Here is a 15,273-nt window from a genome sequence, read left to right as displayed (position 1 = left end):
CCTCTCAGACCGGCTACTGATCGTCGCCTTGGTGAGCTCTTACCTCACCAACCAGCTAATCAGACGCAGACCCTTCTTTTAGCGACAGCATGTTCAGAGGCCGTCTTTCCTCTCCTTGCCATGCGGCACGGACTGCTCATTCGGTATTAGCACCCCTTTCGAGGTGTTGTCCCCAACTAAAAGGCAGGTTGTCTACGCGTTACTCACCCGTTCGCCACTAAGGTTCCATTGCTGAAACCTCCGTTCGACTTGCATGTGTTAGGCACGCCGCCAGCGTTCGTCCTGAGCCAGGATCAAACTCTCCAATAATGTTTATTGAAGAACCTTGATGGCTCTTTATGAATTAAAGAATTCTTGGTTGTTTTTTGACGGTATTACTCTCGTAATACCTGTCCGCACATCTGGCTTTTCACCTTACATTGTTTAGTTTTCAAGGAACAGCTTTCATATGTTAACACGTTTCTTGCATCATGTCAACAGCTATTTGCAATTTACATAAATGACCGCTTCATAAAAGAATACGGCAACCGGCAACTTCCTATCCTTCCAGGCCGTTTCCAGCCAAGTACTTTCGGCGTGTGTGGGCTTAACTACTGTGTTCGGTATGGGAACAGGTGGATCCCCACAGCTATCGCCACCGGATATGTATTTATGTCATTGACCGACTTTGATATATTAACACATCGTCCGATATTGTGTCAATATCTTTTTGGTTCTCAATGACACCGTAACGCAAAAATAATGATAATATATTATTTGGTTGCTGTCAAGACGACAGCAACCAAATAATCAAAATATTTTTATAAATATTTTATTTACTGACGATGATACCTATTCCCTGTGCCGCATATGGGGAAATAGAAGAACATCCCGTATGGAGGAACTGTCCGTCAAAAACATAACCAGCCGGTCAATTCCGATTCCCAAGCCTCCTGTCGGCGGCAGACCATATTCCAGGGCGGTAACATAGTCCTCATCCATCATATGTGCCTCCCCGTCGCCGGCTTCCCGCTGCGCCACCTGATCGAGGAATCTGCCCTTTTGGTCAATAGGGTCATTGAGTTCAGAGAATCCGTTAGCAATTTCACGGCCAAAAATAAATGCCTCAAACCGGTCGGTAATATCCGGATTGTCTTTGTTACGCTTTGCCAGAGGAGAGATTTCTGTAGGATGACCGATAATAAAAGTAGGCTGAATTAAATGTTCCTCCGCCACCGCTTCAAATATATTGTTCAAAATGCCGCCGATTCCGTCTTTCTTTTCATACTTGACGCCAAGACGGTCGGCGATACCATGGGCCTCGTCCACAGATTGAACATTGGAAAAATCAACATCTGCATATTTCTTAACCGCATCGGTCATGGTCAAACGGTTCCAGGGCGGTGTAAGGTCTATCTCCTGACCTTGATAGGTAATTTTAGTTGTTCCCAAAACGTCTAACGCAACATTGGCAATCAGTTCCTCCGTAAGACGCATCACATCTTCATAGTCGGCATAGGCTTGGTATAATTCCATAATCGTAAATTCCGGATTATGCTTGATGGAGATTCCCTCATTACGGAAAACCCGTCCCAATTCATAAACCTTTTCAAAACCGCCGACAATCAAGCGTTTCAAATATAATTCCGGTGCAATCCGCATATAAAGCTTCATATCCAAGGCATTGTGATGGGTAATAAACGGCCTGGCCGCGGCGCCACCGGCGATCGGATGCATCATCGGCGTTTCTACTTCCAGAAAGCCCTTGCTTTCTAAGAGACGCCGCACTGCCTGAATAATTTTACTGCGTTTAATAAAGTTTTGACGTACTTCAGGATTGACAATGAGGTCCAAATACCGCTGACGATAACGGATCTCCACATCTTTTAAGCCATGCCATTTTTCCGGCAATGGACGCAGCGATTTAGCCAGTATTTCGAAAGTGGTTGCCTTAATGCTGATTTCTCCCCGCTGCGTTCTGAATACGATTCCCTCAATCCCGATAATATCACCGATATCAAGTAGCCGGAATTGATTGTAGGCATCTACCCCCAGTACATCTTCCCGAAAATAGGCTTGAATTTTACCCGACATATCACTGATATGCAAAAAGCTGGCCTTGCCATGGCCTCGGACCGCTATAATCCGCCCTGCCACCCGCACGGTTTGTCCTTCCAATGTATCGAAGCAAGCGAAAATGTCCCTGGCATGGTGAGAAACTTGATATTTTCGGCCAAAAGGTTCAATGTTTAATGCGGCAATCGCCTGCATTTTCTCATGCCGCACCTGCATTAGTGTATTGATTTCTTCCGTAGTCTGATTCATTTGATCCGGCTTGTCTGTCATTTTTTGTCTCCCCCAGTTACTACTGTAAAATGCACCTTATTTACCTGGTCAGAAGGTAAATACCCGTTTATTTTATATTAACAATTTCATATTTCAATATACCGGCGGGAACGTTTACTTCCACAATATTTCCTACCTTGCGTCCTAAAATGGCCTCACCAACCGGAGATTCGTTGGAAATTTTATACTGGCTGGGATCAGCTTCCGCTGAGCCGACAATTGTATATTCCAAGTCATCACCAAACTCAAGATCCTTTAAAATTACCTTAGAGCCAAGGGTAACAATGTCGGAACTGATATCTCCCTCCTCAATGACTTTGGCATTTCGCAGCATTTTTTCCAGTGTAAGAATTTCCCCTTCAATGAATGCCTGTTCATTTTTCGCGTCTTCATACTCCGAGTTTTCACTTATGTCGCCAAATTCAATAGCCTGTTTAATCCGTTCCGCCACTTCACGCCGTCTTACTGATTTAAGATGATCCAACTTCTGCTCTATCTTTTTCAAGCCTTCTACAGTAAGTATGGTTTGTTTTTCTGCCATTTCTTTGCTCTCCTTTATCTATAATTCCGCTAAAGTCCCTTCAATATTTTATTCTAAAAAAATCGTTTTGGCCACCTCTAAGCACGGGACAATATAAATAGTGTCAAGTAATAACTTGACACCTATTGGGCAACAGTGACTAACTCCTGTGTAATTTCTAAGCATTCCTTAGTTTTTATGATTATTATAGGCATAAAAATGCTGTTTGTCAATATTTTCTAACATATTCCCTCCCTTTGAAGCTCTAATTTAGCTAAAACATTCTTTTTAACAACGCCAATCTCTTCCTCCGTATAGGCTCGTTCAAAACTGCGGAATCCAGCTAATTTAAAACCATGTTTTTTAGCCATTTGATCAATAAGTTCAATTTGTTTAACTGTTAAATCACGTCCTAATGTAAAGTTTTCGTATCTTTTTTCCAATGCCAAAATCATTGTCTCGGCCATACAGGCATATGCCGTTTTTGGCGGAAAGCCGAAGTTGAGACCAAAGTCTACATTTCCCGGCACTTCCACCACGCCTCCCTCAATAACCAATACATCATTGCGGATTTCGGTAACCCGGCGTGAAACATTACGGGGACGGGCCACATCACATACTATGGCCCCCGGCTTTAGGTCTTCCGGTTCAATAATACTGTCAATTGCACTGGTTACAGCAACTACGATGTCGGCTGCCTTTAACGCAGATTTAGTATTAGCCGTTATCCGAACGGCTAATCCTGAAGCCCGCAAAATTTGTTCAGCAAGTTTTTCCATCTTGGCTTCATTGCGGGCAACCAGGGTAAGATACCGGACCTCCCTGGCCAGAATATGTGCACAGGCGGCGCCAATTGAGCCGGTAGCTCCTAGTATAACCACATTAGCCCGATCCATACTAATACCCATTATCCTGGCAGCCTGCCGTGTACCTTCCAAAGCCGTAGCCACCGTATAGCTATTTCCCGTTGTAACGGCTATGTTCAAATTTTGAGCAATCGTAATACCGGCATCGCCGACAATGGATGTAAATGCTCCCAGGCCAACTACTTTAGCCCCAAGCTTTTCAGCGATCTTTCCTGCCTTGATAATTTTTTTAATTACATAGGACTCCGGCATCTCCACCATTTGCCGTGACGTGAGCGGACAGCCGATAAACCATCCTTCCGCCTCATTCAAAGCAGACTCAATCCCTGTAATATTGGATACTTTAAAAGGGGGAATATATTTTATAATCCCTTCGACAAAACCATCCGACCAATTTTTAGCAAAAGAAAATTTACGGGAAAAATCATTCGCCTTAAGCGGGTGAACAATAAATGCAAATTTTTCCATGTCATTTACCCCCTAAACAGATAATTTCTTAATCCGCGGCATGATATCCATTTCCTGCAGCATCTGTTCATAATCCTGGGCAGTAAGCTGATCGGGCCGTTTTCCGGCCTGGGTAACCAATACGGCTTCTAAAACATTGGTACCAAATGACCGCCCGCCCATTTCCGGCGTAGTCGTTACTAAAATGGATACTCCCCGGTTACGCAAAAGGTTCTCATCTTCTTGCGTAACCGTATTGGTAATCACAATTTTATCTGCCAGTGATGACGGCATATAACGCCGGATAAAATGGAAATCACCGGCAATGATATCAGCCGCCGCAAAATATTTTTCAAAGCGTGGTTTTACCTCATTTTGCTGTTTTCCGGTTGGGTAAAACAAGTGAATTGGTAATTGAGTGATAACCGGCGCAACCAATTTAGCTAAACGGGAAAGCCCTGACAGGCTATAGATCGGCCAAGGCAAGCCCAGTCCGAACAGTAGGTCGCCAAAAACCGTCCGGCTGCCGGCGTTTACAAAAGCCTGAGCCAGACCAAATCGGTCCACGGCACATACGACCAAAACGCTCTTATCTTCAAAACACATCGACTCATTCCGTTTTAAGTAATGGATTACATTTCTTTCCAGTGTATTTTTCAGGCCGCTCCCATCAACAATTGGGGTTTTTTGGGCAGCTGCCGCAATCTGCTTAGATTCCCGGAATGTATAACGTTTGTCACCGGCATAAATATACAAGTCGGTGCCTCCCAGGCCAAAAGCATTCACTTGGCCGTCCAACGACCGGATTAATTGAATGGCTTTTTCTTTATCCCCGTCTGTACCAATTCGTTCGATCAAGAAGGTCTGTCCGCCAAAAACTTCCGTGACCTTTCCATTCCGCCGGGATGACCCTAAACTTACACTTACAATATGTTTCATATTCCGCCTCCGGTAATTGCCTAAGAATTCATGTATTTAACAGCAATAAAGAGATAAATCAGTTATGTATTTTATGTATAATCTCCCGGATACTCTCCGGATCAACATAACGATCGTCGGCAATCGGCGATTCCCCGATTTGAACGCCAATTACTTCTTTGTCCAAAAGAGTTTCCATTAGTTTAATTCGCATATTGGAGCCCAGCATAATTACGACGTCAAAACCACGTAAACTGGCAATAATCTCCATAATTTCATTAAATAATTCAATACCACTTTTACTTTGGACAAAAGACCACCGTTCTTTTTCCGATAAGAGGAATGCATAATCAATGCCTTCCTGACGGGCCATTTCCTGAATCTCCTGACAATTTTTAATTGGGAAACCGACTAGCGCCACCCGGCTCCCCTTCCGAACCTCACCAATTGTCTCCAGGCGGGAAATAAATGTTCTGTCGACTCCGAGCTGCTTGGCAATTTCCTGTTGCGACAATCCCTGTCGTCGCTTTTCCAGTATACCGTCTATGGTCTGATGAATTTTATGCTGGTTGATGATTTTGTCGCCAATCCGTAAAAGCATTCATCACGCCCCCCCATAGTATATGTGCACAGTATTGTGTACATACATAAATTTTAACCAATTTTTTACTCTTTTACAAGATTCGGCGCCCCATATTTTACCAAATAATTAAAGGCAAAAAAAAGAGCTATTCCCATGGCTCAAACGGGAAACGCCCAATCACTTTTTTATATACGGTTAATTTAAGCGGCGTATCATCGTGACTCATGCCCCTTTTTAATCCCTGCAGGATTCTTATTCCCTGCTGCATCGTCAGATCCATATCTTGGGTCAGCCTGGACATGGTGGTCCGGCGGGCCTTAGTTAACGATTCATTTAAGGCCTTACCCGCTTGAATATTGCCCACAAATTCCTTCGCCAAATAGAATTGGGCCAAATTAGTCATCGGATTGCCGCAAGCGCCGCTGGCGGTTAAGCCCAGCAATTCCGGCATCGTGTATTTTATGCTATTTTCCACCGATTGCTTTAGTTCCGTTGCCTCCTGGGCAATGGAGTCAATAAGAGTCCTCGGAGTGCAAAGACCGTAGGTGCGCAATGCCCGAATCATAGCATGTTCAATCGTATGGGCTTGCTCCTGTTCCACCAGCCCGCCCAATTGAGCTTTTAAACTCACTTTCTTCCCCGTCTCCAGATCATTTCCATACAAGGTAACAGAAATATCCATGGGACCGCAAAATTCGGTATATCCACCGGCAGGTATCCAGCCGGCGCCGGAAACTGCCGGATATTTCTTATGCATTTCCTTGAAATTCATATATTCAATATCCGGAGACAAAACAGCATTTCCCACTTTGCGGAGGGAATGCCACCGGGCGTGGCTCCTTCCCTCCAAGGCAGCCATAAGCACGGATAATTCCCTGCCGTCTTCCCCTTTAACTGTTTGCGGCCATATATCCAAAATCTTTGTTACTATCCCGACGGGATATAAATCCTGGGTCGCCGCCACCATAGGACAGATGAGAATGTCTCGGCCCCGACCGGTTGCGGCCAGGACTTTCCCGCCCGCCTCCATGATAAACATGCCGGTAATCCGTCCACCGTTAGGACGCGGCAATATACCATTGGCAACAGGCATAATCATCATTGGGTATCGCACGGTTTCACCCCCCGTATAGCTTTGCTAAAATTTATTCGTCTTCATTACCAGTTTTAAAGCCTTTAAAAATATTTATAAATGCATCCCGGCTTTCGGCCTGATTCAGCTTGGCTCTCATTTCCGCCGCTCCCGGCAGCCCTTTAATATACCACGAAGCATGACAGCGCATTTCTCTGACGGCAATATATTCTCCTTTATGCGCGGCCAGCATGTCCATATGCCGGATAATCATTGCCAGACGTTCTTCCGGACCGGGCGGAGGAAGAACGTCTCCGGTTCGGAGATAGTGAAGAACGCGCCGAAATATCCAGGGATTTCCCTGTGCTCCCCGGCCTATCATTATGCCGTCACAGCCGGTCTCCTGCAGCAAACGGGCTGCATCCTCAGGATCCCGTACATCGCCGTTACCAATAACCGGAATATTGACTGCTTCCTTCACCTGTTTAATAATTTCCCAATCCGCATTACCCGCATAGAATTGAGCCCGTGTGCGGCCATGCACGGCGACCGCCGCAATGCCGGCCTGTTCTGCCAATTGAGCAATTTCGACGGCATTTACGGAAGAATCGTCCCAGCCTTTGCGAATCTTTACGGTAACCGGTACGTTTACGGCACTGACCACTTTCCGCATAATTCGCGACGCCAAGTCCGGCTGGCGCATAAGGGCAGCGCCTTCGCCGTTTTTGATTATTTTGGGCGTTGGACACCCCATATTAATGTCAATAATATCTGCTCCTGCCCGTTCCACAATTTTAGCCGCCTCAGCCATACTATCCGGCTCGGAGCCGAAAATCTGCAAATTCACCGGTCTTTCCCGCACATCGATTTGCAACATTTTTAGGGTCGTACTATTTTCATACAATAGTCCCTTGTCACTGACCATTTCCGAATAAACCAGTCCGCATCCCATTTCCTTAGCCAACAACCGGAAAGGTAAATCTGTCACGCCGGCCATGGGGGCTAAAATAACCGGATTTTCCAATACGATGCCGCCGATTTGCATATAATGATTCCCATCCTCGACGGAAAAACAGCCTGGCAACTACCAGACTGCATCTCCCAATTTATTGATTCTGCAACCGGATTCTCACAGGTTGCGGTTGTAAATAATACGCAAACCTTCCAATGTCAAGAAAGGCTCCACCACGTCAATGGTGCCGGATTCCTGTGCGATCAAATTGGCTAGTCCACCTGTGGCCACTACTTTAGCCGTAGTTTCCAACTCCATTTTCATGCGTCGCACAACTTCATCCACCTGGCCGACAAATCCAAAAATAATGCCCGATTGCATACTAGTAATCGTATTGCGGCAGATTACCGTTTTGGGCTTTACCAATTCAATTCGCGGCAGTTTAGCCGCCCGCTGAAACAAGGCTTCCGTGGAAATACCAATACCCGGGGCAATCGCCCCCCCCAGATAATCCCCGTTCTGAGCAATGGCACAGAACGTGGTAGCCGTGCCAAAGTCTACAATAATCAAGGGACCGCCGTATTTATCATAGGCTGACACAGCATTAACGATCCGGTCGGCGCCGACCTCCCGGGGATTCTCATACTTGATGCAAATGCCGGTCTTAACGCCGGGCCCGATAACCAGGGGCTCAACGTTAAAATAACGCTGCGTCATACGGGTCAAAGGTACGGTAAGAGGCGGTACAACAGATGAGATAACTACGGCATGAACATCTTTCAGCGCTAAGCCGCCATAGGCAAACAGGTTGCCGATCAACATTCCATATTCATCCGGAGTCTTCTGCCGGTCGGTCGAAATCCGCCAATGAACCAGCAGTCGCTCCTCAGTATAGACTCCAAGCACAATGTTGGTATTGCCAACATCCAGGACCAATAACATTTCTCACGACTCCTTTACTCTTTTCGTCCCTTAATAAATCCGGCCCGCACCAAAGCCCGGCGGATTTTTATGCCTAAATAGGCGGCCAGAGCAGTTTTAATAATATCAAACGGCAAAAAGGGGATCACCGCAATAAGCATCGCCTGGTTTAAAGTCATTGACTTATGCAGAAAAAAGTGGAAACTCAGCAGAAAGCCGGCCAGACCAAGGCCATAAACAATAAACAAAACACATAATAAAACAGCAACCGTCATCTTGGCGCTCAGCTTACCTTGCTCCACGCACCGGCCCACAAGATAGGCAGCTACCATAAAACCAACCAGGAAACCGCCCGTAGGGCCGGCCAACGCGGCCAAACCCGACTTACCTTCTGAAAAAACGGGCAAACCGAAAACGCCCAGCAGTACCCAGAGCAGCACACTGATAAACCCCCAGCGCCCCCCCAATATGAAACCGGCTAAAAATACAAACATAATCTGCAGTGTATGCGGCACCGGCCCTATGGGTATGTATATCTGCGAACTGATCGCCAGCAAGGCGGCAAACAAGCTTGCAAGAATCATTGAACGGATGGACATTTTTATCTCCTTTCCACGGTTCTCGGCCGAATTGACACGTCCCCGGCCAATACTTTTTCTACGCCGCTACCGGTCTGTATTAGCAATGCACCGTCATTGTCGATATCAACTGCGATGCCTGTAAAATTCCCGGTCCCGCCGAGTACCTCCACATTTTGTCCTAAAGTGATGGAATGAGACCGCCATTCACCGAGTACAGACGCAAAACCATTTGCCAAAACGCCGGTGTAAAGGCTCTCCAGTTGTTGTAAAATAGCTGTCAATAAATCAAGCCGTGATATCTTCCGTCCGGCCTCTATAGCCAGCGAGGTGGAAAGTCCGCTAATTTCAGCGGGGAACTCCTCCTGCCCGATATTGACATTAATCCCGATACCGATAACAATATAGTTGATCACATCGATTTCTGCACTCATCTCAGTCAGGATACCAACTATTTTTTTCCCTTGATACAGTATGTCATTAGGCCATTTAATCCCGCAGGCAACACCGGTCACTTGTTGAATGGCGGAACTAACGGCTACAGCCGCCATTAACGTGCATTTTGGAGCCTCAGCCGGACTAAACGGCGGCCTAAGGATTACCGAAAACCAAATTCCCTTGGCAAAGGGTGAAAACCAGCCGCGGGACATCCTTCCCCGTCCCCGGTTTTGCGCTTCAGCCACCACAATCGTTCCTTCCGGAGCATCGGCCATTGCGATTCGCTTCGCTTCATTATTCGTTGAATGAACATCAGTAAAATAATGGATTTGCTTTCCCAATATTTTGGTGGTCAGTTTCATACCAATTTCATCCGGCAACAATCGGTCCGGTATCTCGCGCAGGCAATATCCCAGCCGGGGATGGGACTCAATCCGGTATCCCTCCTGGCGTAATGCTTGAATATGTTTCCATATGGCCGTCCGGGACACTTTAAGCTGCCGGGAAATTTCTTCACCTGATATATACTCCCCGGACCGGCTTCTCAGAAACTGCATTATATTGCGCCGCATCCCAATCCCCCCAATTTGTTATCGCTATAACAATCTTAAGTTTACAATATTTACAAGCTGTACATGCCGTCAATTACAAAGGATATAATAACATCTTTTCCTGTTGCAAACAAGCATGGTCATTCAAAATCATGATAAAATAAATATAATGCCGCCGGCTGTATTTGCATTATGAATGAATAACTGCCGGTTAGGGGAGGTACATCATATGAGCATCAAAGTATTGGTCGCCGACGATGAAGTGAATATTCGGGAAGTTGTCCAGCTCTATCTGGAAAAGGAGGGCTTTCAGGTCTATACGGCGGCTGACGGCGAAGAGGCTCTGCAGATTGAAACTGCGTCAAAACCGGATATTCTAATTTTAGATGTAATGCTGCCGAAGCATTCCGGCTGGGAAATATGCCGCGCCCTGGAGAGAAAAGTACCGGTCATCTTTCTCACTGCCAAAAGCGCTGAAGTTGACAAAATGACCGGTTTTTCCCTGGGAGCGGATGATTATATCACAAAACCATTCAGCCCCCGGGAACTAGTTGCCCGAGTCAAGGCCGTCCTCCGGCGGAGCGGCCTGTTGTACGAAAGCGGTCTGACACTTGATTTTCCGGGTTTAAGTATCAATCCCAATACGCAGAGTGCAAAACGACAGCAAGAAGAGGTCACCTTATCCCCAAAAGAATTTGAATTGCTGCTTTTTTTGGCGCGCCACCCCAAGATTGCTTTCTCCCGTGAGCAACTCTTGACTAACGTTTGGGGCTACGATTTTGAAGGGGACGACCGGACCGTGGATGCCACAATTAAACGGTTGCGCCATAAAATTGATACGGATGCTTATGAGTACATTCATACCGTATGGGGTGTAGGATATAAATTTGAGGTGACTCCTAAATGACCCGGTCTATTTTTAGCAAAATCCTGCTTTCCCACATTGTTGTTATCTTGGTCACGACTACTACTTTAGGATTGTTCATGTCTTACCTGGTCCGGATTCACGTTGTGGAAGCCAAACGGCAGGACTTGCTGGCAAAAGGAGATACCATTGTCAGGATGCTGCTGCCGATCATTAACTCCGGCCGGGTGCCGATTCCCCGCTTTATGAATGCCATCAGCGGCCTGGTAGGAGCAACCGTCTGGATTATGGATGATACAAACTTCGTTGTCGCCGGTTCTCCGCCCGAGCAATGGCACCACTGGGGACCAGATGAAGCTAAGGAATTAAAAGGAGTTTTTTCGGGGACTCCACAATCCTGGGTCCATAACAACCGGCGTAATACAGATCCTTCTATCGTCGTTGCCTTACCCATTCCATCCACTTCTACCGCCCTGTTCATGTATGCTCCGATTTTCGGCGTAAATCAGACAGCCGAAGCCTTGGAAAGATTGGTATTTATTTCAGTTATCGTCGGCATACTGGTAGCCGTCACCCTGGGATTTATCATTTCCCGCGGGGTCACACGCCCGATTGCCGATATCAGCCGGGCTGCGGCCCGGTTTGCCAAGGGAGAATATGACAGCCGTACCAAAGCAACTGCCGATGATGAAGTGGGTTCTTTAGGGCGTACATTTAATACTATGGCTGAATCCCTGGCCCATGTGGAACAAAACCGGCGGGATTTCCTGGCTAACGTGTCCCATGAGCTAAAAACCCCCGTAGCTACAATCCAGGCTCTATCCGAAACCATCCTGGACGGGATGGCAACACGCCCGGAGCAGCAGCAACGATATCTATCCACTATCGTGAACGAGTCGAAGCGTATTGACCGGCTTATTCACGATCTCCTGGATTTATCCCAGTTGGAAGCGGGTGAATTATCCATTGCCGTAGAAAAACTGGATTTAACCGACTTTTTAGCCGCAGAAAAAGAAAAATACGTTCACCTTTTAGAGAACAAGCACCTTGTCTGGAACCTGATGATCAGCAGCAAGCTGCCTACCGTTCTGGCGGATCGGTACCGCCTGTCCCAGGTTATGTCCAACCTCATCAGTAATGCCATCCGCCATGCGCCGGAAAATTCCCCCATTACTGTAAAAGCGCAAAGTAATGGTGCTTATGTATCCATTGCAGTAATCGATAAAGGGCCGGGTATCCCGCCGGCCGCTTTACCTTATATTTGGGAGCGGTTCTACCGGGTGGACAAGTCCCGGGCCCGTAATGACGGGGGTACGGGATTAGGATTATCCATCACGAAAAAGCTTATGCAGGCCATGCACGGGGACATTTCCGTAGAAAGCAAACTCAACGAAGGAACGGCCTTTATATTGACATTACCCATCGTGAGCGCATAGTCATATATTTGTCATAGTTTTCCCTTATACTAGCCTCAGCAGCCGGAAAAAAGCGGGCAATTCCCCTCCGGCTATCTTATCAATTGCAGGAGGTAGACGAAATGAAATTGGGTTTCCAAAAGTCCATAATTGCCTTGTTAACCGGTGCTGTTATTCTGGCCGGCGCCGTCAGTCCTTTTATTGTACAGGCGGCTCAGACCGCTGATCAACTTCCCGCGGTTCATCAGCAACAACTTTCAGCGGATGAGATGGCTGCCCGTACAGCAGATATTTTTGATATCGACCAATCAGCGATCCTTAAATATCATTCCCAAGGTTACACCTTTAGCGACTTAAACCGCGCCGCATTCCTGGCAAAGGCAGGCGGCAAATCGTTGGATGAAGTCCTGACCGCCAAAACGGCAGGTAGTACCTGGAAAGATGTATGCGTACAACTAGGCATCACCAAAGAACAAATGAAAGCAACCCATCAGGATATTATGGCAACCCAACTCAATAAAAAGTTAGGATTCAATAAGCAGACTACCCTGAGCTTGCTGCAACAGGGTTACCATATCGGCGATATTACCGTTGCCACTCAGTTAGCTCTGAATAGTAATAAATCCGTGACGGAAATCCTATCCCTGAAGAAAATCAACAATACATGGCATGATGTGGCTCAATCAATCGGCATTGACGACAACACGTACCGGCAAGATATGAGACAGATTCGTCAGGCATTTCCGTATCGTTAAAACAGCGCCTGTGCAGGCGTCCGCAAAATAGCAACAAATACACTCATAAAAAAAAACTAAAAGGCTGGATTTTCCCGCCTTTTAGTTTTTTTTTATTTGTGGGAAATATAGACAATTTTAGGACCTACTCCTTCATCCGTTCCGGGTAGGGCATTCGTCGGAGCAACGTCCGGTTCTTCCATTTCTTCCGCTGATTTCGGCTTATCCGTAATCTTGCCTTCTTTTAGGAGCTGTTCCAGTTCCCCGCCTTCCAGTGTTTCTCTTTCAATGAGCGCCTGAGCAATTAAATCCAGCTTATCCAGATTGGAACGAAGCATTTCTTCAGCCTTGGCATACGCATCTTCAATTAAGCGGCGGACTTCTTTGTCGATCGAATAGGCGACTTCTTCACTATAGTTACGGTCGCGGGCGATATCCCGGCCCAAAAACACCTGCTGATCATGCTGTTTACCGAACGTTATCGGCCCCAAGACCTCACTCATACCAAATTCGCAGATCATTTTCCGCACTAATTCAGTGGCCCGTTCCAAATCATTTTGCGCCCCCGTACTAATTTCGTCCAGCACCACCGCTTCCGCAACCCGTCCGCCCAGGAGGGTTTTAAGTTGGTCCAGCAGTTCCGAGCGGGTCGCATAGTAACGGTCCTCTTTCGGCAGCATCAGAGTATAGCCGCCTGCCCGGCCGCGGGGAATAATGGACACTTTATGCACAGGGTCCGTATGGGTTAGCAGCATTCCGACCAAAGTATGCCCGGCTTCATGATAAGCTGTCAGTTTCTTCTCCCTCTCACTCATCACCCTGCTTTTACGCTCGGGGCCGGCGACAACTCTTTCCACTGATTCCTCCAGTTCCGGCATATCAATGCGTTTTTTATTGCGCCGCGCTGCGAGCAGGGCCGCTTCATTGACCAGATTGCTCAGGTCGGCGCCGGTAAATCCGGGAGTACGCCGCGCCAATACGTCTAAACTAACTTCTTTGGCAATCGGTTTGCCCCGGGTATGGACTTTTAAAATTTCCAGCCGGCCTTTCACATCCGGTTTATCGACGACAATCTGCCGGTCGAAACGGCCCGGCCGGAGAAGTGCCGGGTCCAGGATATCCGGACGGTTCGTAGCGGCGATAATAATAATCCCTTCATTAACGCCGAAACCGTCCATTTCCACCAACAGCTGATTCAGTGTCTGCTCCCGTTCATCATGGCCGCCGCCCAAACCGGCACCACGCTGGCGCCCAACCGCGTCGATTTCATCAATGAACACGATACAAGGTGCATTCTTCTTGGCCTGTTCAAATAAATCCCGCACCCGGGAAGCACCGACGCCGACAAACATTTCGACAAAGTCGGAGCCACTAATGCTGAAAAACGGCACGCCCGCTTCGCCGGCCACAGCACGGGCCAAGAGGGTTTTCCCCGTTCCCGGCGGTCCAAACAGCAAGACTCCCTTGGGAATCCGGGCCCCTAAATCGTTAAATTTTTTCGGATGCTTCAGAAACTCAACAACTTCCTCAAGTTCCTGCTTCGCCTCGTCTGCTCCCGCCACATCGGCAAAAGTGACTTTAATCTTTTCTTCCCCGTGCAGCTTGGCCCGGCTTTTGCCAAAGGACATAACCCGGTTGCCGCCTCCCTGTGTTTGCTGCATAATAAAGAACCATACGCCAATCAAAAGCAGCATTGGTAAAATGGAGGAGAAAATGGTCGTCCACCATGGCGGTTGGGGCGGCTGTTCCGCCTTTATATCCACACCCTTCTCCCGTAGAGTCCCAATCAGGGTGGGGTCATTCGGCGCAATCGTGGTAAACTCCTGCCCATTCTTGAGTTTGCCGCGAATCGTATTTTCCACGATCGTCACATTTACCACCTTTTGCTCATCCACCTGGTGGAGAAACTGGGTGTAACTGATTTCCTGTTTGGGCGTTGTACGCGACGAATAATAATCAATAATGGAGATTGCAATGATAATGATAAGTAAGTAAAAACTTACATTGCGAAAAAATTTGTTCAACAATTACCCTCCTCTCGCTGGAGCACCGAAAGACAATCAAAATATAATATACACAGGAAAATAT

General features: G+C 47.1%; 14 protein-coding genes and 2 rRNA genes. 3 read left to right on the top strand and 13 right to left on the bottom strand.

Annotation, left to right across the window (positions count from 1 at the left end; all coding sequences use genetic code 11):
* The 12 genes from LUCIF_RS08115 to LUCIF_RS08060 form a co-directional block, all read right to left on the bottom strand.
* Window positions 1–309: ribosomal RNA gene (locus tag LUCIF_RS08115) — 16S ribosomal RNA — on the bottom strand; the annotation flags it as partial.
* Between the two features lie 216 nt (window positions 310–525).
* A 5S ribosomal RNA gene (gene rrf / locus LUCIF_RS08110) occupies window positions 526–642 on the bottom strand.
* A 189-nt stretch (window positions 643–831) separates the two neighbouring features.
* A complete protein-coding gene (gene lysS, locus LUCIF_RS08105) occupies window positions 832–2,325 on the bottom strand; it encodes a lysine--tRNA ligase (RefSeq protein WP_122627374.1) in 1,494 nt (497 codons plus the stop codon).
* A 67-nt stretch (window positions 2,326–2,392) separates the two neighbouring features.
* Window positions 2,393–2,866, bottom strand: a complete 474-nt coding sequence (gene greA, locus LUCIF_RS08100) for a transcription elongation factor GreA (protein ID WP_122627373.1) — start codon at window positions 2,864–2,866, stop codon at window positions 2,393–2,395.
* Window positions 2,867–3,084: 218 nt separating this feature from the next.
* Complete coding sequence (locus LUCIF_RS08095) at window positions 3,085–4,179, bottom strand: saccharopine dehydrogenase NADP-binding domain-containing protein (RefSeq protein WP_122627372.1); 1,095 nt, start codon at window positions 4,177–4,179, stop codon at window positions 3,085–3,087.
* A gap of 12 nt (window positions 4,180–4,191) precedes the next feature.
* Window positions 4,192–5,097, bottom strand: coding sequence for a DUF8754 domain-containing protein (locus LUCIF_RS08090; RefSeq protein WP_122627371.1), 906 nt, complete (start codon window positions 5,095–5,097; stop codon window positions 4,192–4,194).
* 58 nt (window positions 5,098–5,155) lie between these two features.
* The gene (locus tag LUCIF_RS08085; protein ID WP_122627370.1) at window positions 5,156–5,677 is read right to left on the bottom strand and encodes a helix-turn-helix domain-containing protein; all 522 of its coding nucleotides are present in this window, start codon (window positions 5,675–5,677) and stop codon (window positions 5,156–5,158) included.
* Between the two features lie 127 nt (window positions 5,678–5,804).
* Complete coding sequence (locus LUCIF_RS08080; RefSeq protein WP_207857228.1) at window positions 5,805–6,773, bottom strand: hypothetical protein; 969 nt, start codon at window positions 6,771–6,773, stop codon at window positions 5,805–5,807.
* Between the two features lie 31 nt (window positions 6,774–6,804).
* Entirely contained in the window at window positions 6,805–7,776 is a 972-nt protein-coding gene (gene dusB / locus LUCIF_RS08075; RefSeq protein WP_122627368.1) for a tRNA dihydrouridine synthase DusB, read from the bottom strand.
* An 84-nt stretch (window positions 7,777–7,860) separates the two neighbouring features.
* Window positions 7,861–8,625 (bottom strand): type III pantothenate kinase, encoded by a 765-nt coding sequence (locus LUCIF_RS08070; RefSeq protein ID WP_122627367.1) that lies wholly within the window; start codon window positions 8,623–8,625, stop codon window positions 7,861–7,863.
* A gap of 14 nt (window positions 8,626–8,639) precedes the next feature.
* Window positions 8,640–9,203 carry a biotin transporter BioY gene (locus tag LUCIF_RS08065; RefSeq protein ID WP_122627366.1) on the bottom strand — a complete coding sequence of 188 codons (564 nt, stop codon included), beginning with the start codon at window positions 9,201–9,203 and terminating at the stop codon, window positions 8,640–8,642.
* 2 nt (window positions 9,204–9,205) lie between these two features.
* The gene (locus LUCIF_RS08060; protein ID WP_122627365.1) at window positions 9,206–10,192 is read right to left on the bottom strand and encodes a biotin--[acetyl-CoA-carboxylase] ligase; all 987 of its coding nucleotides are present in this window, start codon (window positions 10,190–10,192) and stop codon (window positions 9,206–9,208) included.
* Window positions 10,193–10,400: 208 nt separating this feature from the next.
* On the opposite strand from LUCIF_RS08060, the gene LUCIF_RS08055 reads away from it, so the two are divergent.
* The 3 genes from LUCIF_RS08055 (at window position 10,401) to LUCIF_RS08045 (ending at window position 13,206) form a co-directional block, all read left to right on the top strand.
* Window positions 10,401–11,078 carry a response regulator transcription factor gene (locus tag LUCIF_RS08055; protein ID WP_122627364.1) on the top strand — a complete coding sequence of 226 codons (678 nt, stop codon included), beginning with the start codon at window positions 10,401–10,403 and terminating at the stop codon, window positions 11,076–11,078.
* A complete protein-coding gene (locus LUCIF_RS08050; RefSeq protein ID WP_122627363.1) occupies window positions 11,075–12,472 on the top strand; it encodes a sensor histidine kinase in 1,398 nt (465 codons plus the stop codon). The genes LUCIF_RS08055 and LUCIF_RS08050 overlap by 4 nt, the downstream gene beginning before the upstream one ends.
* Before the next feature lie 101 nt (window positions 12,473–12,573).
* Window positions 12,574–13,206 carry a hypothetical protein gene (locus tag LUCIF_RS08045; protein ID WP_122627362.1) on the top strand — a complete coding sequence of 211 codons (633 nt, stop codon included), beginning with the start codon at window positions 12,574–12,576 and terminating at the stop codon, window positions 13,204–13,206.
* A gap of 92 nt (window positions 13,207–13,298) precedes the next feature.
* Here LUCIF_RS08045 and ftsH read toward each other — a convergent pair whose 3' ends face one another.
* Window positions 13,299–15,209 carry an ATP-dependent zinc metalloprotease FtsH gene (ftsH, locus tag LUCIF_RS08040; protein ID WP_122627361.1) on the bottom strand — a complete coding sequence of 637 codons (1,911 nt, stop codon included), beginning with the start codon at window positions 15,207–15,209 and terminating at the stop codon, window positions 13,299–13,301.
* Window positions 15,210–15,273: the final 64 nt, after the last annotated feature.

Origin of the sequence: Allolucifera butyrica (genome assembly GCF_900476375.1) — a bacterium.
In the GTDB taxonomy this organism is placed as follows: domain Bacteria; phylum Bacillota; class Negativicutes; order Sporomusales; family UPPP01; genus Lucifera; species Lucifera butyrica.
This window is presented reverse-complemented; position numbering and strand designations above follow the sequence as displayed.